The organism is Pseudomonas sp. 273, assembly GCF_029201425.1.
Classification (GTDB): domain Bacteria; phylum Pseudomonadota; class Gammaproteobacteria; order Pseudomonadales; family Pseudomonadaceae; genus Pseudomonas; species Pseudomonas delhiensis.
The window spans coordinates 6,007,105-6,033,556 of record NZ_CP116775.1 but is presented as its reverse complement, the minus strand read 5'-3'; the positions used below and the strand labels follow the sequence as shown (position 1 = coordinate 6,033,556).

18 protein-coding genes, 6 tRNA genes, 3 rRNA genes and 1 pseudogene are annotated in these 26,452 nt (G+C 61.8%); 23 read left to right on the top strand and 5 right to left on the bottom strand.

Annotation, left to right across the window (positions count from 1 at the left end):
- Positions 1-22 precede the first annotated feature (22 nt).
- The 3 genes from PKO50_RS27640 to hemJ form a co-directional block, all read right to left on the bottom strand.
- Positions 23-1,117, bottom strand: a complete 1,095-nt coding sequence (locus tag PKO50_RS27640) for a DUF805 domain-containing protein (RefSeq protein WP_109934857.1) — start codon at positions 1,115-1,117, stop codon at positions 23-25.
- Positions 1,118-1,220: 103 nt separating this feature from the next.
- Positions 1,221-2,189, bottom strand: coding sequence for a nitronate monooxygenase family protein (locus tag PKO50_RS27635; protein WP_275627811.1), 969 nt, complete (start codon positions 2,187-2,189; stop codon positions 1,221-1,223).
- A gap of 19 nt (positions 2,190-2,208) precedes the next feature.
- Complete coding sequence (gene hemJ / locus PKO50_RS27630; protein ID WP_275630536.1) at positions 2,209-2,631, bottom strand: protoporphyrinogen oxidase HemJ; 423 nt, start codon at positions 2,629-2,631, stop codon at positions 2,209-2,211.
- Between the two features lie 188 nt (positions 2,632-2,819).
- On the opposite strand from hemJ, the gene argC reads away from it, so the two are divergent.
- Both argC and erpA read left to right on the top strand, forming a co-directional pair.
- Entirely contained in the window at positions 2,820-3,854 is a 1,035-nt protein-coding gene (gene argC / locus PKO50_RS27625) for an N-acetyl-gamma-glutamyl-phosphate reductase (RefSeq protein WP_275627810.1), read from the top strand.
- Positions 3,855-4,000: 146 nt separating this feature from the next.
- The gene (gene erpA, locus PKO50_RS27620) at positions 4,001-4,351 is read left to right on the top strand and encodes an iron-sulfur cluster insertion protein ErpA (RefSeq protein ID WP_009615673.1); all 351 of its coding nucleotides are present in this window, start codon (positions 4,001-4,003) and stop codon (positions 4,349-4,351) included.
- 50 nt (positions 4,352-4,401) lie between these two features.
- Here the strand turns inward: erpA and PKO50_RS27615 are convergent, their stop codons facing one another.
- A complete protein-coding gene (locus PKO50_RS27615; RefSeq protein WP_275627809.1) occupies positions 4,402-5,493 on the bottom strand; it encodes an anhydro-N-acetylmuramic acid kinase in 1,092 nt (363 codons plus the stop codon).
- Between the two features lie 3 nt (positions 5,494-5,496).
- Positions 5,497-6,951 carry a peptidoglycan DD-metalloendopeptidase family protein gene (locus PKO50_RS27610; RefSeq protein WP_275627808.1) on the bottom strand — a complete coding sequence of 485 codons (1,455 nt, stop codon included), beginning with the start codon at positions 6,949-6,951 and terminating at the stop codon, positions 5,497-5,499.
- 185 nt (positions 6,952-7,136) lie between these two features.
- On the opposite strand from PKO50_RS27610, the gene tyrS reads away from it, so the two are divergent.
- From tyrS to rpoB, 21 genes and pseudogenes are all read left to right on the top strand, one after another.
- Complete coding sequence (gene tyrS / locus PKO50_RS27605; protein ID WP_275627807.1) at positions 7,137-8,336, top strand: tyrosine--tRNA ligase; 1,200 nt, start codon at positions 7,137-7,139, stop codon at positions 8,334-8,336.
- A gap of 533 nt (positions 8,337-8,869) precedes the next feature.
- Positions 8,870-10,406, top strand: a 16S ribosomal RNA gene (locus PKO50_RS27600).
- An 80-nt stretch (positions 10,407-10,486) separates the two neighbouring features.
- A tRNA-Ile gene (locus tag PKO50_RS27595) sits at positions 10,487-10,563 on the top strand.
- Between the two features lie 15 nt (positions 10,564-10,578).
- A tRNA-Ala gene (locus tag PKO50_RS27590) sits at positions 10,579-10,654 on the top strand.
- A gap of 232 nt (positions 10,655-10,886) precedes the next feature.
- A 23S ribosomal RNA gene (locus PKO50_RS27585) occupies positions 10,887-13,777 on the top strand.
- A 131-nt stretch (positions 13,778-13,908) separates the two neighbouring features.
- Positions 13,909-14,024: ribosomal RNA gene (rrf, locus tag PKO50_RS27580) — 5S ribosomal RNA — on the top strand.
- Together the 16S, 23S and 5S rRNA genes with 2 tRNA genes alongside form the textbook arrangement of a ribosomal RNA operon.
- Positions 14,025-14,581: 557 nt before the next feature.
- Positions 14,582-15,526, top strand: coding sequence for a bifunctional biotin--[acetyl-CoA-carboxylase] ligase/biotin operon repressor BirA (gene birA / locus PKO50_RS27575; RefSeq protein WP_275627806.1), 945 nt, complete (start codon positions 14,582-14,584; stop codon positions 15,524-15,526).
- Positions 15,516-16,264: pseudogene (locus PKO50_RS27570) on the top strand (pantothenate kinase). The gene birA and the pseudogene PKO50_RS27570 overlap by 11 nt, the downstream one beginning before the upstream one ends.
- An 8-nt stretch (positions 16,265-16,272) precedes the next feature.
- The gene (locus PKO50_RS27565) at positions 16,273-16,956 is read left to right on the top strand and encodes an SPOR domain-containing protein (protein WP_275627805.1); all 684 of its coding nucleotides are present in this window, start codon (positions 16,273-16,275) and stop codon (positions 16,954-16,956) included.
- A 140-nt stretch (positions 16,957-17,096) separates the two neighbouring features.
- Positions 17,097-17,181, top strand: a tRNA-Tyr gene (locus PKO50_RS27560).
- 25 nt (positions 17,182-17,206) lie between these two features.
- A tRNA-Gly gene (locus tag PKO50_RS27555) sits at positions 17,207-17,280 on the top strand.
- 18 nt (positions 17,281-17,298) lie between these two features.
- A tRNA-Thr gene (locus tag PKO50_RS27550) sits at positions 17,299-17,374 on the top strand.
- Between the two features lie 83 nt (positions 17,375-17,457).
- Positions 17,458-18,651, top strand: coding sequence for an elongation factor Tu (tuf, locus tag PKO50_RS27545; protein WP_109935920.1), 1,194 nt, complete (start codon positions 17,458-17,460; stop codon positions 18,649-18,651).
- A gap of 53 nt (positions 18,652-18,704) precedes the next feature.
- Positions 18,705-18,780 (top strand) — tRNA-Trp (locus PKO50_RS27540).
- Positions 18,781-18,826: 46 nt separating this feature from the next.
- Positions 18,827-19,195 (top strand): preprotein translocase subunit SecE, encoded by a 369-nt coding sequence (gene secE, locus PKO50_RS27535; protein ID WP_275627804.1) that lies wholly within the window; start codon positions 18,827-18,829, stop codon positions 19,193-19,195.
- A 9-nt stretch (positions 19,196-19,204) separates the two neighbouring features.
- The gene (nusG, locus tag PKO50_RS27530; protein WP_009617117.1) at positions 19,205-19,738 is read left to right on the top strand and encodes a transcription termination/antitermination protein NusG; all 534 of its coding nucleotides are present in this window, start codon (positions 19,205-19,207) and stop codon (positions 19,736-19,738) included.
- Positions 19,739-19,857: 119 nt separating this feature from the next.
- Positions 19,858-20,289 (top strand): 50S ribosomal protein L11, encoded by a 432-nt coding sequence (gene rplK / locus PKO50_RS27525; RefSeq protein WP_089393447.1) that lies wholly within the window; start codon positions 19,858-19,860, stop codon positions 20,287-20,289.
- Complete coding sequence (gene rplA, locus PKO50_RS27520; protein ID WP_074986520.1) at positions 20,289-20,984, top strand: 50S ribosomal protein L1; 696 nt, start codon at positions 20,289-20,291, stop codon at positions 20,982-20,984. The genes rplK and rplA overlap by 1 nt, the downstream gene beginning before the upstream one ends.
- A gap of 204 nt (positions 20,985-21,188) precedes the next feature.
- On the top strand, positions 21,189-21,689 hold the full coding sequence (gene rplJ / locus PKO50_RS27515) for a 50S ribosomal protein L10 (protein WP_009617123.1): 501 nt from the start codon (positions 21,189-21,191) through the stop codon (positions 21,687-21,689).
- Between the two features lie 76 nt (positions 21,690-21,765).
- Positions 21,766-22,134 (top strand): 50S ribosomal protein L7/L12, encoded by a 369-nt coding sequence (gene rplL, locus PKO50_RS27510; protein ID WP_009617125.1) that lies wholly within the window; start codon positions 21,766-21,768, stop codon positions 22,132-22,134.
- Between the two features lie 221 nt (positions 22,135-22,355).
- On the top strand, positions 22,356-26,429 hold the full coding sequence (gene rpoB / locus PKO50_RS27505) for a DNA-directed RNA polymerase subunit beta (RefSeq protein ID WP_275627803.1): 4,074 nt from the start codon (positions 22,356-22,358) through the stop codon (positions 26,427-26,429).
- Positions 26,430-26,452 lie beyond the last annotated feature (23 nt).

The window sequence follows — 26,452 nt, the reverse complement described above, 5'->3', positions numbered from 1 at the left end:
TAGCGCGCCCCATTGCCGTGGGCTATTGCTCCGAGGGCTCGTCGGTATCCACGGCGCTGGCGTCCTCGTCGCCCTCGTCGTCGGCCTGGGGCTCGGCGGTCGCCGCCGAGTCGTAGTCCTGATCCTGGCTGTAGGCCGCTTCCTGGGCACGGGTGAGATAGCCCTGGTAGGCCGGGATGGCGATCGCGGCGAGAATGCCGACGATGGGCACCAGGATCGACGCCCAGGCCAGGGCCACCACGCCGCGGCTGTTGGGCGGCGGCGGCGGGCCGTAGCGGTTGGCGCCGGTGGTGCCCGGCACCAGCAGCATCAGCAGGGCCATGACGCTGCCCACCACGGGAACGAAGTTGAGCAGCCACAGCCAGCCGGACCAGCCGATGTCGTGCAGGCGCTGCACGCCGAAGAAGATGCTGACCACGGCCATGCCGACGCAGGCGGCGATCAGCACCAGTCCACCCAGCGTGTGGGACACCGCGGTGAGGGCGGCGAACAGCGCGAAGGCCGGGATCAGGGCGAGGATCATGGCCATGCTCCAGCCCAGGTAGCGCACCCGGCCGATGCGGCCCTGGACGCTGAAGTACTGCAGCTCGCCGTATTCCGGCAGCGCCTCGCCGACCGGGGCCTGCGGGGTGGCGTAGGGCGACTGGGCGCGCGGCGCGGCGGGGGCCGGCTCCGCGGGTTGGGTGGCGGCCAGCTCGGCCTGGCGCGCCAGGTACTTGTCGATGATGATGCCGCAGGCGCCGCACTCGCTGGCCTTGGCCTGCTCGTGGCCGCACTTGGGGCAGGTCATCCGCTGGGCGTCGGCCGCCGGTTCCGTGGCTGCCGCGGCCAGGCTCGCGGCGCCGGGATGATCCTCGGTCTCCACCAGCGACAGGCTGGACACCAGGTCGGACTCCTTGCGCGCCTGGGCGCCGGCGTTGTGCAGCGCCTGCAGGTACTTGTCGGCCTCGCCCTCGGAAAGGTCGCGCTTGAGCACGACCAGTTGCCCGCTGAACAGCGCCTCGATGCGCGCCAGGTCGCTCTTGAACAGGCGGGCGAGGTTTTCCTTGGCGGTTTCCAGCGGCGTTTGCGGCATCAACGTGCCGTCGAACACGATCTTGTAGCGCGTTTCATCCATCGAGAGGCGTCCTTGTCGGTTGGTTGGGCTGCAGCATTTGGCTACAGCCTAAACGCAGGCCCTGGGGGCAACAAGCCAGCATGCGCGGATTTGCGAGCCCCGTTCAGGGGCGCAGCAGGCCGGGCAGGGCGCCGCCGCGCTGGAGGGCGTCGCGGTACTCCTGGTCCAGGCGCGCCACCAGTTCGTCCACCGACGGCAGGTCGCTGATGTTGCCCACGCCCTGGCCGGCGGACCAGACGGTCTTCCAGGCCTTGGCCTCGTCGTTGACCGGTTTGAGTTTCTCGCCGTAGTTGAGCTCGCCATTCTCGTTCAGGCGCGCCATGTCGAAGCCGGCGGCCTCCAGGCTCTGGCGCATGAAGCTGGCCGGCACGCCGGAGACCGCCGGGGTGTGGATGATGTCGGCGGCGCGGGCTTCCAGCAGCATCTTCTTGTAGGCCGTGGAGGCGTTGCTCTCGCGGGTGGCGATGAAGCGCGTGCCCAGGTAGGCGAGGTCGGCGCCCAGTATCTGCGCCGCCAGGATCTCGTGCCCGCGGTTGATGCAGCCCGCCAGCAGCAGCGTCTTGTCGAAGAACTGGCGGATCTCCGCGACCAGGGCGAAGGGGCTCCAGGTGCCGGCATGGCCACCGGCGCCGGCGGCCACCGCGATGAGCCCGTCGACCCCGGCTTCGGCCGCCTTCTCCGCATGGCGGCGGGTGGTCACGTCGTGGAACACCAGGCCGCCATAGCTGTGCACCGCATCGACCACCTCGCGCACCGCGCCCAGGCTGGTGATGACGATGGGCACGCGGTGCTCCACGCACAGCGCCAGGTCCGCCTGCAGGCGCGGGTTGCTGTGGTGGACGATGAGGTTCACGGCGTAGGGCGCCGCCTGCGGGGCGTCGGCCAGGCTGGCCTCGATCTCTTCCAGCCAGGCCTTGAAGCCGCTGCTCTCGCGCTGGTTCAGCGCCGGGAAGCTGCCGACGATGCCGCTGTGGCAGCAGGCCAGCACCAGTTGCGGGTTGGACACCAGGAACATGGGCGCCGCCACCAGGGGCAGGCGCAGACGGCGGTCGAGCAGGGCGGGCAGGGACATGGGAGGCTCCGGACAGGATTCAGAAAGGTTTGACCACTACCAGAATGACGATGGCCAGCAGGAAAAGCACAGGGACTTCGTTGAACCAGCGGAAGAACACGTGGCTGCGGCGGTTCTCGCCACGGGCGAAGCGCTTGAGCATGGCGCCGCAGGCGTGGTGGTAGCCGATCAGCAGGACCACCAGGGTCAGCTTGGCGTGCAGCCAGCCCTGGCTCAGCCAGCCCGGGGTCAGGTAGAGCATCCAGGCGCCGAGCAGGATGGTCAGGACCATCGACGGGCCCATGATGCCGCGGTACAGCTTGCGTTCCATGACCTGGAAGCGCTCGCGGCTGGCGGCGTCCTCGCTCATGGCGTGGTAGACGAACAGGCGCGGCAGGTAGAACAGGCCGGCGAACCAGCAGACCACTGCGACTATGTGCAGGGCCTTTATCCACAGATACAGCATCGATAGCTCCTCGGGTCACGGTTGCGCTGATAGTAGTGGCAGCCCCGTGCCAGCGTCATCCCCGCGAAGTCGCACGCCGCTGCCGGCGACTCGTCGCCCGCGGCGCTTCGGCCTGTTCATGCGGGGCCCGCGCTCTTATCATGGGCGGCTCTGAGTGAGCCCCTTATTGGCGGAGTGACGGACAGATGATCAAGGTCGGTATCGTAGGTGGTACGGGTTACACGGGTGTGGAGCTGCTGCGTCTGCTGGCCCAGCATCCCGAGGCGCGCGTCGAGGTGATCACCTCGCGCTCCGAGGAGGGCGTGAAGGTCGCCGACATGTACCCGAACCTGCGAGGCCACTACGACTACCTGTCCTTCAGCGTGCCGGACGTGCAGCGCCTGGGTGCCTGCGACGTGGTGTTCTTCGCCACCCCGCACGGTGTCGCCCATGCCCTGGCCGGCGAGCTGCTGGCCACCGGCACCCGCGTCATCGACCTGTCCGCCGACTTCCGCCTGCAGGATGCCGAGGAATGGGCCAGGTGGTACGGCCAGCCCCATGGCGCGCCGCAGCTGCTGCCCGAGGCCGTCTACGGCCTGCCGGAAGTCAACCGCGAGGCGATCAGGTCGGCGCGCCTGATTGCCGTGCCCGGCTGCTACCCCACCGCCGCCCAGCTGGGCTTCATCCCGCTGCTGGAAGCCGGCCTGGCCGACACCTCGCGGCTGATCGCCGACTGCAAGTCCGGCGTCAGCGGCGCCGGCCGTGGCGCCAAGGTCGGTTCGCTGTTCTGCGAGGCCGGCGAGAGCATGATGGCGTACTCGGTCAAGGGCCACCGCCACCTGCCGGAAATCAGCCAGGGCCTGCGCCGCGCCGCCGGGGGTGATGTCGGCCTGACTTTCGTCCCGCACCTGACGCCGATGATCCGCGGCATCCACGCCACCCTCTACGCCCAGGTGGCCGATCGTGGCGTGGACCTGCAGAAGCTGTTCGAGGAGCGCTACGCCAACGAGCCCTTCGTCGACGTGATGCCGGCCGGCAGCCACCCGGAGACCCGCAGCGTGCGCGGCGCCAACGTCTGCCGCATCGCCGTGCACCGCCCGCAGGGCGGCGACCTGGTGGTGGTGCTGTCGGTGATCGACAACCTGGTCAAGGGCGCCTCCGGCCAGGCCATCCAGAACATGAACATCCTCTTCGGCCTGGACGAGCGTCTGGGCCTGTCCAACGTGGCCCTGCTGCCCTGAGGCGAGCCCGGGCTCCCATTGCGGGAGCCCGTCCCCGGGGGATGTTCGACGAAGGATTGACCTGGCTTAGTTGACCATTTTTCTCGGGTAAGCGGATAATAGCCCGCAATGTTGTAACGTACGGCCTCGGCCGGGAGACATCTGACATGACCATCGAGACCTTCACCCCCACCCCACTGATCTTCTCCAACGGGGCCGCGCACAAGGTGAAGACGCTGATCGACGAAGAAGGCAATCCGCGTCTGAAACTGCGCGTCTTCGTCACCGGCGGCGGCTGCTCGGGCTTCCAGTACGGCTTCACCTTCGACGAGGACACCGCGGATGACGATACCGTGGTGGAGCGCGATGGCGTCAGCCTGGTGGTCGACCCGATGAGCTTCCAGTACCTCGCCGGCGCCGAGGTGGACTACCAGGAAGGCCTGGAAGGTTCGCGCTTCGTGATCAAGAACCCGAACGCCGCCACCACCTGCGGGTGCGGTCAGTCGTTCTCGATCTGAGTCGGCCGTAACGACGAAACGCCGCGCATCTGCGCGGCGTTTTCGTTTGTTCAGGCGGGGTAGAGGGCGCCGAGTATCCGCGGCCCGGCCGCGCCCGTGACTTCCGGGCGGTTGCCGGGCAGGCGCTCGAGGAAGCGGTGCGCCAGCCAGGCGAAGGCCATGGCTTCCATCCATTCCGGCGCCACGCCGTAATCCGCGGTATTGGCCACCTTCGCCTTGGGCAGGTGCGCCGCCAGCCGCGCCATGAACGCGCCGTTGAAGGCGCCGCCGCCGCACACCAGCACTTCCTCGCAACCCGGCTGCGCATGCAGCAGGGATTCGGCGATGCTGCGGGCGCTGAGCTCCAGCAGGGTGGCCTGCACGTCCTCGGCGGGGAGGGCGGGGCCTTCGGCCAGCTTCGCTTTCAGCCAGGGCAGGTTGAAGCGTTCGCGACCGGTGCTCTTCGGCCCGCGGGTGGCGAAGAAGTCGTCGGCGAGGAAGCGCTGCAGCAGTTCGGCATTCACCTGGCCGCTGGCCGCCCAGGCGCCGTCGCGGTCGTAGGCGTCGCCGCGCTGGTCGTGGATCCAGCTGTCCAGCAGCACGTTGCCCGGGCCGCAGTCGAAGCCGCGTACCGGCTCGCCGGGGGCGAGCAGCGAGACGTTGCTGAAGCCGCCGACGTTCAGCACGGCTCGCTGTCTTTCGTTGCCGAACAGCGCCTGGTGGAAGGCCGGTACCAGCGGCGCGCCCTGGCCGCCTGCCGCGACGTCGCGGCGGCGGAAGTCGGCCACCACGTCGATGCCGGTCAGCTCGGCGAGCAGGGCGGGGTTGTCGATCTGCACGGTGAAGCCGCGCTGCGGTTCGTGGCGCACGGTCTGGCCGTGGCTGCCGACGGCGCGGATGGCAGCGGGTGTCAGTCGCTGGCGTTGCAGCAGTTCCTGGATGCCCTGGGCGGCCAGGCGCACCCAGTCGTTCTCGGCGCAGGCGCCGCGGGCTATCTCGTCGGGGCCGCTGGCGCACAGGGCCAGCAGTTCGGCGCGCAGGTCCGGGGGCATGGGGATGTAGTGGGAGGCGAGCAGGGTGGTGGCGTTTTCACCCTGCTCGACCAGGGCGATGTCCAGGCCATCGAGGCTGGTGCCGGACATCACCCCCAGGTAGAGCGCCATGGCTCAGCGCTGCTGCTCTTGCTGCTTGTTCATGGCCAGGGAGGTGGGCTTCTCCTGGTCCATGCGTGCCATCAGCGGCTGGGTCTGGGCCATGAAACGCTTGCGGTCCGGACCGGCCAGCGGGTCGGCCATCGGCAGCTTGGCGCTCAGCGGGTCGACATACTGGCCGTTCACATGGAACTCGTAGTGCAGGTGCGGGCCGGTGGCCAGGCCGGTCATGCCGACGTAGCCGATGATCTGCCCCTGCTTGACCGCGACGCCGCTGCGGATGCCCTTGGCGAAGCGGCTCATGTGGCCGTAGACGGTCTGGTAGGTCGAACCGTGCTGGATGACCACGGCGTTGCCGTAGCCGCCCTTGCGCCCGGCCTCGACCACCTTGCCGTCGCCGGTGGCCTTGATCGGCGTGCCGATGGGGGCGGCGTAGTCGACGCCCTTGTGTGCGCGGATCTTGTTCAGGATCGGGTGCAGGCGCCCCATGGAGAAGCGCGAGCTGATGCGGGCGAAGTCCACCGGGGTGCGGATGAACGCCTTGCGCATGCTGGTGCCGTCGGCGCGGTAGTAGCTGGTGTTGCCGGTCTTGTTGGTGAAGCGCACCGCGGTGTATTCCTTGCCGCGGTTGATGAAGCGCGCGGCGAGGATGTTGCCGGTGTCCACCTGGCGGCCGTTGACCACCTTCTTCTCGTAGATCACGTCGAACTGGTCGCCTTCGCGCAGGTCGAGGGCGAAGTCGATGTCGTAGCCGAAGATGTTCGCCAGGGCCATGATCAGGTCATGGGACAGGCCGGCTTCCTTGCCCGCGGTGAACAGCGAGCTGTCGATGCGGCCATGGGCGTAGGCGGTGTGCACGTCCGGCTTGACCAGATCGCGCTTGAACGCATAGCCCTTGGCGGACTTGTTCAGGCTGATGGTCTCCAGGTCGCTCTGCTTGATGCGCAGGCTCTGCAGCTCGCCTTGCGGGCTGATCAGGAACTCGACTTCATGGCCGACGTCCAGGCGGGTGAACTGCTTGGCGTCCTTGCTGCTGGCCAGCACGTCGTGCACCAGGCCGGCCGGCAGGCCCGCCTTGGCGAAGACGGTGGAGAGGGTGTCGCCCTTGCCCACGGTCACGCGCTTCCAGGCCGGTTCGGCGGGCGTGGCGGGTTGGCTGTCGTTGGAAGCCTTGAGTTCTTTCTTTTCTTCTTCCGCGTCTTTTCCGGCGCTGTCGTTTTCGTTCTGACCTTCGATCCGGGCGAAGGGGGAGCCTTCGCCCTCGGTGACCTGCGGGCTTCGCAGGTCGTCTTTTTCCTGAATGATGCGGTCGGCACCGCTGTCCAGCTCCAGGTTGAGCGTGGTCTTCTTCGCCTCGACTTCACTCGAGGGGAACACCAGCAGAGCCAGGCTGAGGAGCGCTGCTACACCGCTTGCGGCCAGCAGATGGCTCTTCGGATAGTAGGGCGCTTTCTGATTCGATTGCGTCATGGCGTGAGTGGTGTTTTTGGAATGTGAAATAACTGCCTAAAATATAACCAAATTCCCCTCGAAGCAAGTCTATCGCCCAGGGTTTGACGCCATTTCCCCGTACGCCGGGCAAAACTTGTTTTTAGTGTCCGATCTTGTATGGTTGGTTCCCTTTTGATTGCCGGAAAAACGGAACGGGAACTGTGATGAAGTCGGTCGAAGAGCAGCTGGCGCTGATCAAGCGTGGTTCGGATGAACTCCTGGTGGAAGCCGAGCTGGTCGAAAAGCTCAAGCGCGGCCAGCCGCTGCGGATCAAGGCGGGCTTCGACCCGACCGCGCCGGACCTGCACCTCGGTCACACCGTCCTTATCAATAAGCTGCGCCAGTTCCAGGACCTGGGTCATCAGGTGATCTTCCTCATCGGCGACTTCACCGGGATGATCGGCGACCCCAGCGGCAAGAGCGCCACCCGTCCGCCGCTGACCCGCGAGCAGGTGCTGGAGAACGCCGAGACGTACAAGTCCCAGGTCTTCAAGATCCTCGACCCGGCCAGGACCGAGGTGGCGTTCAACTCCACCTGGATGGACAAGCTGACTCCGGCCGATTTCATTCGTCTCGCCTCCCAGTACACCGTTGCCCGCATGCTCGAGCGCGATGACTTCAGCAAACGCTATGCCAGCAACCAGTCCATCGCCATCCACGAGTTCCTCTATCCGCTGGTGCAGGGCTACGACTCGGTAGCGCTGCGCGCCGACGTCGAGTTGGGCGGTACCGACCAGAAGTTCAACCTGCTCATGGGGCGCGAGCTGCAGCGCGCCTACGACCAGGAGCCGCAGTGCATCCTGACCATGCCGCTGCTGGAAGGGCTGGACGGGGTGAAGAAGATGTCCAAGTCCCTGGGCAACTACATCGGCATCCAGGAAGCGCCGGGCGTCATGTACAGCAAGCTCGTTTCCATTCCGGACACGCTGATGTGGCGTTACTTCGAGTTGCTCAGCTTCCGTTCGATGGACGAGATCAATGCCCTGCGCAAGGACGTCGAGGCCGGTGCCAACCCGCGCGACGTCAAGATCAAGCTGGCGGAGGAGATCGTCGCCCGCTTCCATGGCGAAGAAGCCGCCGCCAACGCCCACAAGTCCGCGGGCAATCGTCTCAAGGAAGGCGAGCTGCCGGAAGACATCCCGGAAGTGGAGGTGGCCGCCACCGAGGACCTGCCCATCGGCGCCGTGCTGAACCGTGCCGGCCTGGTGAAGAACTCCGCCGTGGCGCGCGACCTGCTGGGCGCCGGCGGCGTGCGTGTCGATGGCCATGCCGTGGATCGCAGCTTCGTCTTCAAGGTAGGCGCTACTCATATAGTGCAGGCTGGCAAGAAGGCGTTCGCGAAGGTCACTCTGCTGGCCGAGTGAAAACTTTCAGAAAAGTGTTGACGGGCCTTCTGAAGTCCCTATAATGCGCACCACTCCCAGCGACGAAGCGCTGAAAGAGCTTGAAAATCAAGCACTTAAGTAGGTTCGAAGTTGAGAGTGGTGGTCGGGCAGGTGATTCACTTGCCGCCTTTCGGTTCAACAGCTGCTCCGGCAGCGGGCCGAAAAGGAAGATCGCCGAGGTGCTTGACAGCGATTTTGAACGCTGTAGAATGCGCCTCCCGCTGACGAGAAGCTTCGGCCGATCGAAAGCGCAAGCGGTTGAGTAGGAACGAAAAATTCTGAAAATAACGCTTGACGGAATAAGAGGTTGGCGTAGAATGCGCGGCCTCGGTTGAGACGAAAGAATCAACCACTGCTCTTTAACAAGTTGAATCAAGCAATTCGTGTGGGTGCTTGTGAGCTAAGACTGGTGATCGCAAGATTATCAGCATCACAAGTAACACTCGTGAATTCGAGAGTTTTTTGCGATTGCTGAGCCAAGTTTAGGGTTTTCTCAAAACCCGATCAGTATTGAACTGAAGAGTTTGATCATGGCTCAGATTGAACGCTGGCGGCAGGCCTAACACATGCAAGTCGAGCGGATGAAGGGAGCTTGCTTCCGGATTCAGCGGCGGACGGGTGAGTAATGCCTAGGAATCTGCCTGGTAGTGGGGGACAACGTTCCGAAAGGGACGCTAATACCGCATACGTCCTACGGGAGAAAGTGGGGGATCTTCGGACCTCACGCTATCAGATGAGCCTAGGTCGGATTAGCTAGTAGGTGGGGTAATGGCTCACCTAGGCGACGATCCGTAACTGGTCTGAGAGGATGATCAGTCACACTGGAACTGAGACACGGTCCAGACTCCTACGGGAGGCAGCAGTGGGGAATATTGGACAATGGGCGAAAGCCTGATCCAGCCATGCCGCGTGTGTGAAGAAGGTCTTCGGATTGTAAAGCACTTTAAGTTGGGAGGAAGGGCTGCAAGCTAATACCTTGTAGTTTTGACGTTACCAACAGAATAAGCACCGGCTAACTTCGTGCCAGCAGCCGCGGTAATACGAAGGGTGCAAGCGTTAATCGGAATTACTGGGCGTAAAGCGCGCGTAGGTGGTTTGGTAAGATGGATGTGAAATCCCCGGGCTCAACCTGGGAACTGCATCCATAACTGCCTGACTAGAGTACGGTAGAGGGTGGTGGAATTTCCTGTGTAGCGGTGAAATGCGTAGATATAGGAAGGAACACCAGTGGCGAAGGCGACCACCTGGACTGATACTGACACTGAGGTGCGAAAGCGTGGGGAGCAAACAGGATTAGATACCCTGGTAGTCCACGCCGTAAACGATGTCGACTAGCCGTTGGGATCCTTGAGATCTTAGTGGCGCAGCTAACGCGATAAGTCGACCGCCTGGGGAGTACGGCCGCAAGGTTAAAACTCAAATGAATTGACGGGGGCCCGCACAAGCGGTGGAGCATGTGGTTTAATTCGAAGCAACGCGAAGAACCTTACCTGGCCTTGACATGTCCGGAATCCTGCAGAGATGCGGGAGTGCCTTCGGGAATCGGAACACAGGTGCTGCATGGCTGTCGTCAGCTCGTGTCGTGAGATGTTGGGTTAAGTCCCGTAACGAGCGCAACCCTTGTCCTTAGTTACCAGCGGGTTATGCCGGGCACTCTAAGGAGACTGCCGGTGACAAACCGGAGGAAGGTGGGGATGACGTCAAGTCATCATGGCCCTTACGGCCAGGGCTACACACGTGCTACAATGGTCGGTACAGAGGGTTGCCAAGCCGCGAGGTGGAGCTAATCCCACAAAACCGATCGTAGTCCGGATCGCAGTCTGCAACTCGACTGCGTGAAGTCGGAATCGCTAGTAATCGTGAATCAGAATGTCACGGTGAATACGTTCCCGGGCCTTGTACACACCGCCCGTCACACCATGGGAGTGGGTTGCTCCAGAAGTAGCTAGTCTAACCTTCGGGGGGACGGTTACCACGGAGTGATTCATGACTGGGGTGAAGTCGTAACAAGGTAGCCGTAGGGGAACCTGCGGCTGGATCACCTCCTTAATCGAAGATCCCGGCTTTCTCATAAGCTCCCACACGAATTGCTTGATTCACTGGTAAGCGACGGTTAGGCAACCCTATATGGGTCTGTAGCTCAGTCGGTTAGAGCGCACCCCTGATAAGGGTGAGGTCGGCAGTTCGAATCTGCCCAGACCCACCAATCGTTGGAAAAGAGGGGGCCATAGCTCAGCTGGGAGAGCGCCTGCTTTGCACGCAGGAGGTCAGGAGTTCGATCCTCCTTGGCTCCACCATCTCCGAAATCGTCGAAAGCTCAGACATGAGTGTTCCGCTGCGAACATTGATGTCTGGTCTTTGTGCCAGAACCGTTCTTTAAAAATTTGGGTATGTGATAGAAGTAGACTGAATGATCTCTTTCACTGGGGATTGTTCAAGTCAAGGTAAAATTTGCGAGTTCAAGCGCGAATTTTCGGCGAATGTCGTCTTCACGTTCGAGACGTATGACCAGATTGCTTGGGGTTATATGGTCAAGTGAAGAAGCGCATACGGTGGATGCCTTGGCAGTCAGAGGCGATGAAAGACGTGGTAGCCTGCGATAAGCTTCGGGGAGTCGGCAAACAGACTGTGATCCGGAGATCTCTGAATGGGGGAACCCAGCCAGCACAAGCTGGTTATCACACACTGAATCCATAGGTGTGTGAGGCGAACCAGGGGAACTGAAACATCTAAGTACCCTGAGGAACAGAAATCAACCGAGATTCCCTTAGTAGTGGCGAGCGAACGGGGACTAGCCCTTAAGCTTCTTGGAATCTAACAGAACGCTCTGGAAAGTGCGGCCATAGTGGGTGATAGCCCCGTATGTGAAAGGTTCCAGGAAGTGAAATCGAGTAGGACGGCGCACGTGAAACGTTGTCTGAACATGGGGGGACCATCCTCCAAGGCTAAATACTACTGACTGACCGATAGTGAACCAGTACCGTGAGGGAAAGGCGAAAAGAACCCCGGAGAGGGGAGTGAAATAGAACCTGAAACCGTATGCGTACAAGCAGTGGGAGCCCACGTTGTTGGGTGACTGCGTACCTTTTGTATAATGGGTCAGCGACTTATATTCAGTGGCGAGCTTAACCGAATAGGGGAGGCGTAGCGAAAGCGAGTCTTAATAGGGCGTTTAGTCGCTGGGTATAGACCCGAAACCGGGCGATCTATCCATGAGCAGGTTGAAGGTTAGGTAACACTGACTGGAGGACCGAACCCACTTCCGTTGAAAAGGCAGGGGATGACTTGTGGATCGGAGTGAAAGGCTAATCAAGCTCGGAGATAGCTGGTTCTCCTCGAAAGCTATTTAGGTAGCGCCTCACGTATCACTCCAGGGGGTAGAGCACTGTTTCGGCTAGGGGGTCATCCCGACTTACCAAACCGATGCAAACTCCGAATACCTGGAAGTGTCAGCGTGGGAGACACACGGCGGGTGCTAACGTCCGTCGTGAAAAGGGAAACAACCCAGACCGTCAGCTAAGGTCCCAAAGTTATGGTTAAGTGGTAAACGATGTGGGAAGGCTTAGACAGCTAGGAGGTTGGCTTAGAAGCAGCCACCCTTTAAAGAAAGCGTAATAGCTCACTAGTCGAGTCGGCCTGCGCGGAAGATGTAACGGGGCTCAAACCATACACCGAAGCTACGGGTGCATCGCAAGATGCGCGGTAGAGGAGCGTTCTGTAAGCCTGTGAAGGTGAGTTGAGAAGCTTGCTGGAGGTATCAGAAGTGCGAATGCTGACATGAGTAACGACAATGGGAGTGAAAAACTCCCACGCCGAAAGACCAAGGGTTCCTGCGCAACGTTAATCGACGCAGGGTTAGTCGGTCCCTAAGGCGAGGCTGAAGAGCGTAGTCGATGGGAAACAGGTTAATATTCCTGTACTTCTAGTTACTGCGATGGAGGGACGGAGAAGGCTAGGCCAGCTTGGCGTTGGTTGTCCAAGTTTAAGGTGGTAGGCCGAACACTTAGGCAAATCCGGGTGTTCAAGGCCGAGAGCTGATGACGAGCTTTCTTTTAGAGAGCGAAGTGGTTGATGCCATGCTTCCAGGAAAAGCTTCTAAGCTTCAGGTAACTAGGAACCGTACCCCAAACCGACACAGGTGGTCGGGTAGAGAATACCAAGGCGCTTGAGAGAACTCGGGTGAAGGAACTAGGCAAAATGGCACCGTAACTTCGGGAGAAGGTGCGCCGGTGAGGGTGAAGTATTTACTGCGTAAGCCCACGCCGGTCGAAGATACCAGGCCGCTGCGACTGTTTATTAAAAACACAGCACTCTGCAAACACGAAAGTGGACGTATAGGGTGTGACGCCTGCCCGGTGCCGGAAGGTTAATTGATGGGGTTAGCGAAAGCGAAGCTCTTGATCGAAGCCCCGGTAAACGGCGGCCGTAACTATAACGGTCCTAAGGTAGCGAAATTCCTTGTCGGGTAAGTTCCGACCTGCACGAATGGCGTAACGATGGCGGCGCTGTCTCCACCCGAGACTCAGTGAAATTGAAATCGCTGTGAAGATGCAGTGTATCCGCGGCTAGACGGAAAGACCCCGTGAACCTTTACTGTAGCTTTGCACTGGACTTTGAGCCTGCTTGTGTAGGATAGGTGGGAGGCTTTGAAGCGTGGACGCCAGTTCGCGTGGAGCCAACCTTGAAATACCACCCTGGCATGCTTGAGGTTCTAACTCTGGTCCGTTATCCGGATCGAGGACAGTGTATGGTGGGCAGTTTGACTGGGGCGGTCTCCTCCTAAAGAGTAACGGAGGAGTACGAAGGTGCGCTCAGACCGGTCGGAAATCGGTCGTAGAGTATAAAGGCAAAAGCGCGCTTGACTGCGAGACAGACACGTCGAGCAGGTACGAAAGTAGGTCTTAGTGATCCGGTGGTTCTGTATGGAAGGGCCATCGCTCAACGGATAAAAGGTACTCCGGGGATAACAGGCTGATACCGCCCAAGAGTTCATATCGACGGCGGTGTTTGGCACCTCGATGTCGGCTCATCACATCCTGGGGCTGAAGCCGGTCCCAAGGGTATGGCTGTTCGCCATTTAAAGTGGTACGCGAGCTGGGTTTAGAACGTCGTGAGACAGTTCGGTCCCTATCTGCCGTGGACGTTTGAGATTTGAGAGGGGCTGCTCCTAGTACGAGAGGACCGGAGTGGACGAACCTCTGGTGTTCCGGTTGTCACGCCAGTGGCACTGCCGGGTAGCTATGTTCGGAATAGATAACCGCTGAAAGCATCTAAGCGGGAAACTAGCCTCAAGATGAGATCTCACTGGGAACTTGATTCCCCTGAAGGGCCGTCGAAGACTACGACGTTGATAGGTCGGGTGTGTAAGCGCTGTGAGGCGTTGAGCTAACCGATACTAATTGCCCGTGAGGCTTGACCATATAACACCCAAACAATTTGTGTGTTGGACGGTGAAGTCGACGAACCGAAAGTTCGTGAGAACCGCAAATACCTGTCACATACCCGAATCGGGATGAGCGTGAGCGCAAGCCACGAGCATCCGAAAGAATTGCTTGACGACCATAGAGCGTTGGAACCACCTGATCCCATCCCGAACTCAGTAGTGAAACGACGCATCGCCGATGGTAGTGTGGGGTTTCCCCATGTGAGAGTAGGTCATCGTCAAGCACCTATCCCAAAACCCCTGATCAGCCTGGCTGGTCGGGGGTTTTGCTTTGGCGCGGGGAAAACCAATCGCGGACAAGGTCCGCTCCTACGCCATGCCCACCTCCGGCTTCCCCTGTAGGAGCGCGCCCTGCGCGCGAATCGCGGGCAGGGCCCGCTCCTACAGTTACTCTGTGCGCCATGTGCCCGTAGGAGCGGACTCCGTCCGCGATCCGGCCGGCAGGCCGGCGATGCCGCAAGTCCACCGGCGGATAACCGCGAACGGTTATTCGCCCTACGTCTGACCGAAATATCGCTGCTGCCGGCAATCATCGTAGGGCGCATAACGCCCCAAGCGTTATCCGCCATCGAGCCCCTGCGCCAACGCCACCGGCGGATAACTGCGAACGGTTATTCACCCTGCAGGAGCAGCAGCGGCTCCTCCTGCTTCCGGTCTTTCCGATTTCTATCCGGCCCATTGCCCGATTCCGGGCGTCTCCCGTCGTTTCGCTCGCCGCTAGTGCATAGGCAAGCGGAAAGCGCCTCTATATCATGCGTGCCTTATTGTGGCGGGACGCGATATGCAGACATTGCTGAAATTGCTGGGCGATGGTCGATTCCATTCCGGTGAGGAGCTGGGGGCGGCGCTGGGTGTCAGTCGCAGTGCCGTCTGGAAGCGCCTGCAGGGCCTGGAGAGCGAGTTCGGGCTGGAAGTGCAGTCCGTGCGCGGTCGCGGCTATCGCCTGGCGGAGCCGCTGATGGCCATCGAGCCGCAGCGGGTGGGGGCACCCTGGCCGCTGGACGTGCTGTTCTCGGTCGACTCGACCAATGCCGAAGTCATGCGCCGCCTGGATGCTGGCGCCGCCACGCCCTTCGCCATAGTGGCCGAGCGGCAGACGGCGGGGCGGGGGCGGCGTGGGCGCGCCTGGGTGAGCCCGTTCGGTGCCAACCTTTATTGCACCCTTGGCATCTCCGTGAGGGGTGGGCCCAAGGAGCTGGAGGGGTTGAGCCTGGTCGTCGGCCTTGCCGTGGTACGCGCCATCCAGTCGCTCGGTATTGCCGGTGTCGGCCTGAAGTGGCCGAACGACATTCTGCTCGACGGCAAGAAGCTGGCCGGCATCCTCCTGGAGTTGACCGGCGACCCTGCGGACCTGTGCAGCGTGGCCATCGGCATCGGCATCAATGTGAACATGCGCGCGGCGGAAGGTATCGACCAGCCCTGGACGTCCTTGCGCGAAGCTGCGGGGCGTCCGGTGGATCGCAACGAACTGCTCGCCGCGCTGAGCAAGGAGCTGGAGTGGCACCTGGCTCGTCATCGCGAACAGGGCTTCGCGGCCAGCCAGCGGGAGTGGGAGTCCTTCCATCTGTGGCAGGGGCGCGATGTCGTGCTTTCGACCGCTGCCAAACGTATCGTCGGCCGTACGCTGGGGATCGACGAGCAGGGGGCGTTGCGCCTCGAGGTCGATGGCGTGGAAATCCGCTTCAGCGGGGGCGAGTTGAGCCTGAGGTTGTCTGATGATTCTTGAACTGGACTGTGGCAATAGCCTGATCAAATGGCGGGTGATCCGCGTCGCGGGGCTGACGACCGTAGCCTTCGGCGTCGCGGACTCCGACGCCGCGCTGCTCGAGCGGCTGTGTGGCTGCGAGGGGCTCGCGCTGCGTCATTGCCGCCTGGTCAGCGTGCGGAGTGAGCAGGAAACGGCATCGCTCGTGCAGGCGTTGAATGACGCTTTCGGCATAGCCGCCAGCATCGCGCAACCGGCCGAGGTCCTGGCCGGCGTCCGCAATGGCTATCGCGAATACCAGCGGCTCGGCCTGGATCGCTGGGTGGCCCTGGTGGCCGGCTACAAGCTGGCGGGCGGTGCGTGCCTAGTGCTGGACCTGGGCACCGCGGTCACCTCCGACCTGGTGGATGCGGCCGGGCAGCACCTGGGGGCTATATCTGCCCGGGCATGCCCTTGATGCGCAGCCAGTTGCGCACCCATACCCGGCGTATCCGCTACGACGACGCTGCAGCTCGCGAAGCCCTGCAGGGGCTGTCGCCGGGGCGTGAGACCGCCGAGGCGGTGGAGCGGGGCTGCCTGCTGATGCTGCGTGGTTTCGTGCGCGAGCAATATCACCTGGCCCGCGAGCTGCTCGGCGGCGACTGCGCCGTGTTCCTCACCGGTGGAGATGCCGAGTTGGTCAAGGACGAACTGCCCCAGGCGCGGATCCTGCCCGACCTGGTCTTTACCGGGCTGGCCATCGCCTGCCCGCTGGAGTAGTGCCCCTCATGCGTTGGTTCTTTCTGTTCCTCCTGGTGCTGAACGCCTTCTACTTCATCTGGCATCAGCAGCAGACGCCCCTGCGGGCGAAGGAGATCGCGCCCCTGAGCCTGTACCGCAGCGAGCAGAAGAACATCCGCCTGCTCAGCGAGTCGCCGGAGTCCGCGCAGCGGCGCCAGTCGGAGGCGGCCGCGGCGCCGCCGGCGCAGGAGAGCGCATGCCTCTATTTCGGCCCCTTCTCCGACGAGAACCGGGCCAGGGCGCTCGAGCAGCGCCTCACCAGCCTCGACATGCACGTGAGCCGGCAGAAGGTCGACGCCGCCGCCGGGACCGACTACTGGGTCTACCTGCCGCCCCTGGCGTCGCGCCAGGCCTCGCTCTGGCAGCTGCGCGAACTGCAGGCGCGCAAGATCGACAGCTACATCATCACCGAGGGTGACCTCGCTGACGGCATTTCCCTGGGAATATTCCAGCGCAAGGATTCGGCCGACGGGGTCGTCGAGCGCCTGAAGGCCGCCGGGTACGACGCCCTGGTGCGGGAGTTGGGGCGCAACCGCCATGAGTTCTGGGTACAGGTCGCCCCCGAGAGTCGGCGCCTGGCGGACGACAGTCTGCTGCGTCAGCTGGTCGTGGACTTCCCTGAATTGCAAAGGCAAACAATGCCGTGCAAAAGCGTTGCAACCGCCGAATAGTTTGCATAGAATGGCGCCCGCTTCGAAGGGGGGACCTGAAAGGGGAATTTCTAGAAGCCGTTGTCGAAGAGCTAAGCTCAAGTTTTTAAAGAAAAAACTGTTGACAACGCGGTGGCACTCTGTAGAATGCCGCCTCACTCGGAGGGGTTCCCGAGCGGCCAAAGGGATCAGACTGTAAATCTGACGTCTCAGACTTCGAAGGTTCGAATCCTTCCCCCTCCACCAGTTTCAAGCGTGAGCGTCAGGCTCCGCGGGTATAGTTCAGTGGTAGAACCTCAGCCTTCCAAGCTGATGATGCGGGTTCGATTCCCGCTACCCGCTCCAGACTTGCTGCTTATGTTTGCTCATGTAGCTCAGCTGGTAGAGCACACCCTTGGTAAGGGTGAGGTCAGCGGTTCAAATCCGCTCATGAGCTCCACTTAACAAAGGCAGATATGAAAGTATCTGCCTTTGTTTTATCGGTGATACGGCTTTCTCAATTCCTAGTGGGAGACGGTCAAAATGGCTAAAGAGAAGTTTGAACGTAATAAACCGCACGTCAACGTCGGTACCATCGGCCACGTCGACCACGGTAAGACCACTCTGACCGCTGCTCTGACCAAGGTCTGCTCCGAGACCTGGGGTGGCTCTGCTCGCGCCTTCGACCAGATCGATAACGCGCCGGAAGAGAAAGCTCGTGGTATCACCATCAACACTTCGCACGTCGAATACGACTCGCCGGTACGCCACTACGCTCACGTAGACTGCCCGGGCCACGCCGACTACGTGAAGAACATGATCACCGGTGCTGCCCAGATGGACGGCGCGATCCTGGTTTGCTCGGCTGCCGACGGCCCCATGCCGCAGACCCGCGAGCACATCCTGCTGTCCCGTCAGGTAGGCGTTCCCTACATCGTCGTGTTCCTGAACAAGGCCGACATGGTCGACGACGCCGAGCTGCTGGAACTGGTCGAGATGGAAGTTCGCGACCTGCTGAACACCTACGACTTCCCGGGCGATGACACCCCGATCGTCGTTGGCTCCGCGCTGATGGCCCTGAACGGCCAGGACGACAACGAGATGGGCGTTTCCGCCGTGCGCAAGCTGGTAGAAACCCTGGACTCCTACATCCCCGAGCCGGTTCGTGCCATCGACCAGCCCTTCCTGATGCCGATCGAAGACGTGTTCTCGATCTCCGGCCGTGGCACCGTGGTGACCGGTCGTGTCGAGCGCGGTATCGTCAAGGTCCAGGAAGAAGTGGAAATCGTCGGCATCCGTCCGACCACCAAGACCACCTGCACCGGCGTTGAAATGTTCCGCAAGCTGCTCGACGAAGGTCGTGCTGGCGAGAACGTCGGCGTCCTGCTGCGCGGCACCAAGCGTGAAGACGTAGAGCGTGGCCAGGTTCTGGCCAAGCCGGGCACCATCAAGCCGCACACCAAGTTCGAGTGCGAAGTGTACGTGCTGTCCAAGGAAGAAGGTGGTCGTCACACCCCGTTCTTCAAGGGTTACCGTCCGCAGTTCTACTTCCGTACCACCGACGTGACCGGCAACTGCGAACTGCCGGAAGGCGTCGAGATGGTAATGCCGGGTGACAACGTCAAGATGACCGTCACCCTGATCGCCCCGATCGCCATGGAAGACGGCCTGCGCTTCGCGATTCGCGAAGGCGGCCGTACCGTTGGCGCCGGCGTGGTTGCCAAGATCATCGAATAATCGATTGATCTTTCCCTCTCAGGCCGGCATAATGGTCGGCCTGACTTTGTTCTAGGCCAGTAGCTCAATTGGCAGAGCGGCGGTCTCCAAAACCGCAGGTTGGGGGTTCGATTCCCTCCTGGCCTGCCAAATTTCTCGACGGAATTTGGCATTTCTTCAACGGGATTCCCAGCAGATGAATGCGAAGGCAGAAGCCAAAGAGTCGCGTTTCGATATCTTGAAGTGGCTCTTGGTCGCAGTGGTTGTCGTGGTCGGCGTCGTCGCCAACCAGTATTACTCCGCTCAACCGCTCCTTTATCGCGTGCTCGGTATCCTGGTTCTGGCGGCTGTCGCTGGTTTCGTGGCGCTGCAGACCATCAAGGGTCGTGCCTTCTTCACCCTGGCGAAAGAAGCGCGTGCCGAGATTCGCAAGGTCGTATGGCCGACTCGCCAAGAAACGACTCAGACCACCATGATCGTGGTCGCGGTAGTGCTGGTTATGGCGCTGCTGCTGTGGGGGCTCGACTCCCTGCTGGGTTGGTTGGTTTCCATGATCGTAGGTTAAGGGTGTTCCGTGGCTAAGCGTTGGTACGTTGTGCATGCCTACTCGGGTTACGAGAAGCATGTCATGCGCTCGCTGATCGAGCGGGTCAAGCTGGCCGGCATGGAAGACGAGTTCGGCGAGATTCTGGTTCCCACGGAAGAAGTCGTGGAGATGCGTAACGGCCAGAAGCGCAAGAGCGAGCGCAAGTTCTTCCCCGGCTATGTGCTGGTCCAGATGGAGATGAACGAGGGTACCTGGCACCTGGTCAAGGACACTCCTCGCGTCATGGGCTTCATCGGCGGTACCGCCGACAAGCCGGCTCCGATCACCGACAAGGAGGCCGAGGCCATCCTGCGTCGCGTCGCCGACAGTGGCGACAAGCCCAAGCCGAAGACGCTCTTCGAGCCGGGCGAAACCGTTCGCGTCATCGACGGTCCCTTCGCGGACTTCAATGGCGTGGTCGAAGAGGTCAACTACGAAAAGAGCCGGATCCAGGTCGCGGTGCTCATTTTCGGTCGCTCCACCCCGGTGGAGCTGGAGTTCAGCCAGGTCGAGAAAGTCTGACCGGCACAACGCATCCCCCACCCCGCAGCCAAAGGCTGCGGGGTTTTGTCGTCATTGGGATAAACGCGAAAGCAACCGGGGAGCCCTTGGGGCGCTAGAACCCGTAACTGGAGTAGCACATGGCTAAGAAAATTCAGGCTTACATCAAGCTGCAGGTCAAGGCTGGTCAAGCCAACCCGTCGCCGCCGGTTGGTCCGGCTCTGGGTCAGCACGGCGTGAACATCATGGAGTTCTGCAAGGCGTTCAACGCCAAGACCCAGGGCATGGAGCCCGGTCTGCCGACTCCGGTGATCATCACCGTTTACAGCGACCGCAGCTTCACCTTTGAAACCAAGAGCACCCCGGCCTCCGTGCTGCTGAAGAAAGCTGCTGGCATCAGCAGCGGTTCCAGTCGCCCGAACAGCCAGAAAGTGGGCACCGTTACCCGTGCTCAGCTGGAAGAGATCGCCAAGGCCAAGCAGGCCGATCTGACCGCAGCTGACCTGGATGCGGCCGTGCGTACCATCGCCGGTTCCGCGCGTAGCATGGGCCTCAACGTGGAGGGTGTGTAATGGCTAAGCTGACCAAGCGCCAAAAGGCTATCGCCGAGAAAATCGAGGCCGGCAAGCAATACGGTTTCGAAGACGCCGCCAAACTGCTGGCCGAGCTGTCGACCATCAAGTTCAAGGAGTCCGTGGACATCGCCATCAACCTGGGCGTCGATCCGCGTAAATCCGACCAGGTCGTTCGTGGCGCCACCGTTCTGCCGAACGGCACCGGCAAGAGCGTCCGCGTCGCCGTCTTCACCCAGGGCCCGGCTGCCGAAGCCGCTCTGGCTGCAGGCGCCGACAAGGTCGGCATGGACGAGCTGGCTGCCGAAATGAAGGCTGGTGACCTGAGCTACGACGTGGTCATCGCCTCCCCGGACGCGATGCGCGTCGTTGGTCAACTGGGCCAGGTTCTCGGCCCGCGCGGCCTGATGCCGAACCCGAAGGTCGGTACCGTGACCCCGGACGTAGCCACTGCCGTGAAGAACGCCAAGGCTGGTCAGGTTCGCTTCCGTACCGACAAGAACGGCATCATCCACGCCTCCGTTGGCAAGATCGATTTCGAGCCGGTCAAGCTGAAGCAGAACGTCGAAGCTCTGCTGGCTGACCTGAAGCGCCTGAAGCCCGCCTCCTCCAAGGGCGTGTACGTTCAGCGCGTGACCCTGAGCACCACCATGGGCCCGGGTCTGCAGATCGATCAGGCTTCCCTGGAAGGCTGATAAGACAAAGTCGGGTGGTGGGCCTGGCCCATCACCCGCAGGTATTGGGGTCCCTGCCTGGCGGGGGCTGTCCAAGACCGTAGGCGGCGCAAGCCTTAAACCACAAGCCTACGCAGATGGTGCTCCCGATTCGTTGACCGAATCAGACACCAAAACGCCGTCCGGCTCCGGCTGGACGTATCGGTAACATCCAGGAGTAAACCCGTGGCAATCAAACTCGAAGACAAGAAGGCCATCGTCGCTGAAGTCAACGAGGCTGCCAAAGCCGGTCTGTCCGCTGTCGTGGCTGATGCCCGTGGCGTGACCGTCGGCGCAATGACCGGACTCCGTAAAGAGGCCCGCGCAGCTGGTGTGTACGTGAAAGTCGTACGCAACACCCTGCTCAAGCGCGCCGTTGAAGGCACTCAGTTCGAAGTGCTCAACGACACGTTCAAGGGCCCGACCCTGATCGCTTTCTCCAACGAACATCCGGGCGCTGCCGCTCGTATCTTCAAGGAGTTCGCCAAGGGTCAGGACAAGTTCGAGATCAAGGCGGCCGCGTTCGAGGGTCAATTCCTCGCAGCCAATCAGATCGACGTTCTGGCAACCCTGCCGACCTACAACGAAGCCGTTGCACAGCTGATGAGCGTGATCCAAGGCGCTACCAGCAAGCTGGCTCGTACTCTGGCGGCAATTCGTGACCAGAAAGAAGCCGCCGCAGCCTAAGGCAACCGGTAGCTTTCAAACCTTTTTTGTTTAATCGATGGCGCGAGCGCCGTCACCCAATACAGGAATTAGAGTCATGGCTCTGACCAACGAAGACATCATCAACGCCGTATCCGAAATGTCCGTCATGCAGATCGTTGAACTGATCAAGGCGATGGAAGAGAAGTTCGGCGTTACCGCTGCTGCCGCTGTTGCCGCTGGCCCGGCTGTTGCCGCTGCCGCTGCCGAAGAGCAGACCGAGTTCACCATCGTCCTGGCCGAAGCCGGCGACAAGAAAGTGAACGTGATCAAGGTCGTTCGTGAACTGACCGGCCTGGGCCTGAAAGAAGCCAAGGCTGTCGTTGACGGCGCCCCGGGCGTGGTCAAGGAAGGCGCTTCGAAAGAAGAGGCCGAAGCTGCCAAGAAAGCCCTGGAAGAAGCTGGCGCCAAGGTCGAGCTCAAGTAAGCTCGCCCCTTGCGTCTACAGCCCGAGCGTCAAGCGACAGGCTGATGGCTGGTGGCTTTTGCCACCGGCCTTTTTCCGTTCTGGGTGGGGTGCCGACAGGCTCCCTCCCATAACGGAAAACTCCCACCCTCAGGGGTGGCGCAAACGCCAGGTTTGCACGATTTTTCGGCTGCTCCCGTGGGAGAGGCCAAACAAGCAGGTGACCAAGCTGGGGAACGCTGATGGCTTACTCATACACTGAGAAAAAACGTATCCGCAAGGACTTTAGCAAGTTGCCGGACGTCATGGATGTGCCGTATTTGCTGGCCATCCAGCTGGATTCCTATCGCGAATTCCTGCAGGCAGGTGCAAGCAAGGATCAGATCCGCGACATCGGTCTGCATGCGGCCTTCAAGTCCGTTTTCCCGATTATCAGCTATTCCGGCAATGCTGCCCTGGAATACGTCGGTTATCGCCTGGGTGAGCCGGCCTTCGACGTCAAGGAGTGCGTGCTGCGCGGTGTGACCTTCGCCGTCCCGCTGCGGGTGAAAGTGCGCCTGATCATCTTCGACAAAGAGTCGTCGAGCAAAGCGATCAAGGACATCAAGGAACAGGAAGTCTACATGGGGGAAATCCCCCTGATGACCGAGAACGGTACCTTCATCATCAACGGTACCGAGCGCGTCATCGTTTCCCAGCTGCACCGTTCCCCGGGTGTGTTCTTCGACCACGACCGTGGCAAGACCCACAGCTCCGGCAAGCTGCTGTACTCCGCGCGCATCATTCCCTACCGCGGTTCCTGGCTGGACTTCGAGTTCGATCCGAAGGACTGCGTGTTCGTCCGTATCGACCGTCGCCGCAAGCTGCCGGCGTCCGTCCTGCTGCGCGCGCTGGGCTATAGCACCGAGGAGATCCTCGATGCCTTCTACGCGACCAACGTCTACCACATCAAAGGCGAAGGTCTGCGTCTGGAACTGGTGCCGCAGCGTCTGCGCGGCGAAATCGCCAGCTTCGACATCAAGGATGCCGCCGGCAAGGTCATCGTCGAAGCGGGCCGCCGTATCACCGCACGCCACATCAACCAGCTGGAAAAGGCTGGCATCAAAGAGCTGGAAGTGCCCTTCGACTACCTCATTGGCCGTACCGTGGCCAAGGCTGTCGTGCACCCGGCTACCGGCGAGATCATCGCCGAGTGCAACACCGAGCTGTCCGTCGACGTCCTGGCGAAGATCGCCAAGGCCCAGGTCGTGTGCCTGGAAACCCTGTACACCAACGACATCGACTGCGGCCCGTTCATCTCCGACACCCTGAAGATCGACTCCACCGGCAACCAGCTCGAAGCCCTGGTCGAGATCTACCGCATGATGCGCCCGGGCGAGCCGCCGACCAAGGAAGCCGCCGAGACCCTGTTCGGCAACCTGTTCTTCAGCGCCGAGCGCTACGACCTGTCCGCCGTCGGCCGCATGAAGTTCAACCGCCGTATCGGCCGCAGCGAGATCGAAGGTCCGGGCGTGCTGAGCAAGGAAGACATCGTCGACGTACTGCGTACCCTGGTCGACATCCGTAACGGCAAGGGCATCGTCGACGACATCGACCACCTGGGCAACCGTCGCGTCCGTTGCGTCGGCGAGATGGCCGAGAACCAGTTCCGCGTGGGCCTGGTGCGTGTCGAGCGCGCGGTCAAGGAACGCCTGTCCATGGCCGAAAGCGAAGGCCTGATGCCGCAGGACCTGATCAACGCCAAGCCGGTGGCCGCCGCGATCAAGGAGTTCTTCGGCTCCAGCCAGCTGTCGCAGTTCATGGACCAGAACAACCCGCTCTCCGAGATCACCCACAAGCGCCGTGTCTCCGCACTCGGCCCGGGCGGTCTGACCCGTGAGCGCGCGGGCTTCGAGGTTCGTGACGTACACCCGACCCACTACGGCCGCGTGTGCCCGATCGAAACCCCTGAAGGTCCGAACATCGGTCTGATCAACTCCCTGGCGACCTACGCCCGCACCAACAAGTACGGCTTCCTGGAAAGCCCGTACCGCGTGGTGAAGGAAGGCCTGGTCAGCGACGAGATCGTGTTCCTCTCCGCTATCGAAGAGGCCGACCACGTGATCGCCCAGGCGTCCGCGACCCTGGACGAGCAGGGCCATCTGATCGACGAGCTGGTCGCCGTACGTCACCTGAACGAATTCACCGTGAAGGCGCCGGAAGACGTCACCCTCATGGACGTTTCGCCGAAGCAGGTCGTTTCCGTCGCTGCCTCGCTGATCCCGTTCCTCGAGCACGACGACGCCAACCGTGCGCTCATGGGTTCGAACATGCAGCGTCAGGCCGTTCCGACCCTGCGCGCCGACAAGCCGCTGGTAGGTACCGGCATGGAGCGCAACGTCGCCCGTGACTCCGGTGTCTGCGTCGTGGCTCGCCGCGGTGGCGTGATCGACTCGGTCGACGCCAGCCGTATCGTGGTGCGCGTGGCGGACGACGAAGTCGAGACCGGCGAAGCCGGCGTCGACATCTACAACCTGACCAAGTACACCCGTTCCAACCAGAACACCTGCATCAACCAGCGTCCGCTGGTCAGCAAGGGTGACGTGATCGCCCGCGGCGACATCCTCGCCGACGGTCCGTCCACCGACATGGGTGAACTGGCCCTGGGCCAGAACATGCGCGTCGCGTTCATGCCCTGGAACGGCTTCAACTTCGAAGACTCCATCTGCCTGTCCGAGCGCGTGGTCCAGGAAGATCGTTTCACCACGATCCACATCCAGGAACTGACCTGCGTTGCCCGTGACACCAAGCTCGGCCCAGAGGAAATCACCGCGGACATCCCGAACGTGGGTGAGGCCGCGCTGAACAAGCTGGACGAAGCCGGCATCGTCTACGTCGGCGCCGAAGTGCAGGCTGGCGACATCCTGGTCGGCAAGGTCACCCCGAAAGGCGAGACCCAGCTGACGCCGGAAGAGAAGCTGCTGCGCGCGATCTTCGGTGAGAAGGCGTCCGACGTGAAGGACACCTCCCTGCGCGTGCCGACCGGCACCAAGGGCACCGTGATCGACGTCCAGGTCTTCACCCGTGACGGCGTGGAGCGCGACAGTCGCGCCCTGTCCATCGAGAAGATGCAGCTGGACGAGATCCGCAAGGACCTCAACGAAGAGTTCCGCATCGTCGAAGGCGCCACCTTCGAGCGTCTGCGCTCCGCCCTGGTCGGCGCCGTCGCCGATGGCGGCCCGGCGCTGAAGAAAGGCACCGAGATCACCGACGAGTACCTCGACGGTCTCGAGCGCGGCCAGTGGTTCAAGCTGCGCATGGCCGAAGACGCCCTGAACGAGCAGCTGGAGAAGGCCCAGGCCTACCTCAGCGACCGCCGTCAGATGCTCGACGACAAGTTCGAGGACAAGAAGCGCAAGCTGCAGCAGGGCGACGACCTGGCGCCGGGCGTGCTGAAGATCGTCAAGGTCTACCTCGCCATCAAGCGCCGCATCCAGCCGGGCGACAAGATGGCCGGCCGTCACGGTAACAAGGGTGTGGTCTCGGTGATCATGCCGGTCGAGGACATGCCGCACGACGCCAACGGCACCCCGGTGGACATCGTCCTGAACCCGCTGGGCGTACCCTCGCGCATGAACGTCGGTCAGATCCTCGAAACCCACCTGGGCCTCGCGGCCAAGGGCCTGGGCGAGAAGATCAACCGCATGCTCGAAGAGCAGCGCAAGATCGCCGAGCTGCGCCAGTTCCTGAACGAGATCTACAACGAGATCGGTGGTCGCCAGGAGAGCCTGGAAGAGCTGTCCGATAACGAGATCGTCGCGCTGGCCAACAACCTCAAGGGCGGCGTGCCCATGGCTACCCCGGTGTTCGACGGTGCCAAGGAGCGCGAGATCAAGGCCATGCTGAAGCTGGCCGACCTGCCGGAGAGCGGCCAGATGCGCCTGTTCGACGGCCGCACCGGCAACCAGTTCGAGCGTCCGACCACCGTCGGCTACATGTACATGCTCAAACTGAACCACCTGGTCGATGACAAGATGCACGCACGTTCCACCGGCTCCTACAGCCTGGTTACCCAGCAGCCGCTGGGTGGCAAGGCGCAGTTCGGTGGCCAGCGTTTCGGGGAGATGGAGGTCTGGGCGCTGGAAGCCTACGGCGCCGCCTACACCCTGCAGGAAATGCTGACCGTGAAGTCGGACGACGTGAACGGCCGTACCAAGATGTACAAGAACATCGTGGACGGGGATCACCGCATGGAGGCCGGCATGCCCGAGTCCTTCAACGTGCTGATCAAAGAGATCCGCTCGCTCGGCATCGATATCGAACTGGAAACCGAATAACACGTGACGATAAACGGTGCGGC

What these genes read in the sequence shown, in the direction of transcription:
- rplK (WP_089393447.1), top strand. Translation starts at nt 19,858, where the DNA reads ATGGCTAAGAAAATTCAGGCTTACATCAAGCTGCAGGTCAAGGCTGGT.
- secE (WP_275627804.1), top strand. Translation starts at nt 18,827, where the DNA reads ATGAATGCGAAGGCAGAAGCCAAAGAGTCGCGTTTCGATATCTTGAAG.
- PKO50_RS27610 (WP_275627808.1), bottom strand. Translation starts at nt 6,951, where the DNA reads ATGACGCAATCGAATCAGAAAGCGCCCTACTATCCGAAGAGCCATCTG.
- birA (WP_275627806.1), top strand. Translation starts at nt 14,582, where the DNA reads ATGCAGACATTGCTGAAATTGCTGGGCGATGGTCGATTCCATTCCGGT.
- tuf (WP_109935920.1), top strand. Translation starts at nt 17,458, where the DNA reads ATGGCTAAAGAGAAGTTTGAACGTAATAAACCGCACGTCAACGTCGGT.
- tyrS (WP_275627807.1), top strand. Translation starts at nt 7,137, where the DNA reads ATGAAGTCGGTCGAAGAGCAGCTGGCGCTGATCAAGCGTGGTTCGGAT.
- rplA (WP_074986520.1), top strand. Translation starts at nt 20,289, where the DNA reads ATGGCTAAGCTGACCAAGCGCCAAAAGGCTATCGCCGAGAAAATCGAG.
- PKO50_RS27640 (WP_109934857.1), bottom strand. Translation starts at nt 1,117, where the DNA reads ATGGATGAAACGCGCTACAAGATCGTGTTCGACGGCACGTTGATGCCG.
- argC (WP_275627810.1), top strand. Translation starts at nt 2,820, where the DNA reads ATGATCAAGGTCGGTATCGTAGGTGGTACGGGTTACACGGGTGTGGAG.
- PKO50_RS27635 (WP_275627811.1), bottom strand. Translation starts at nt 2,189, where the DNA reads ATGTCCCTGCCCGCCCTGCTCGACCGCCGTCTGCGCCTGCCCCTGGTG.
- PKO50_RS27615 (WP_275627809.1), bottom strand. Translation starts at nt 5,493, where the DNA reads ATGGCGCTCTACCTGGGGGTGATGTCCGGCACCAGCCTCGATGGCCTG.
- erpA (WP_009615673.1), top strand. Translation starts at nt 4,001, where the DNA reads ATGACCATCGAGACCTTCACCCCCACCCCACTGATCTTCTCCAACGGG.
- rplL (WP_009617125.1), top strand. Translation starts at nt 21,766, where the DNA reads ATGGCTCTGACCAACGAAGACATCATCAACGCCGTATCCGAAATGTCC.
- rpoB (WP_275627803.1), top strand. Translation starts at nt 22,356, where the DNA reads ATGGCTTACTCATACACTGAGAAAAAACGTATCCGCAAGGACTTTAGC.
- PKO50_RS27565 (WP_275627805.1), top strand. Translation starts at nt 16,273, where the DNA reads ATGCGTTGGTTCTTTCTGTTCCTCCTGGTGCTGAACGCCTTCTACTTC.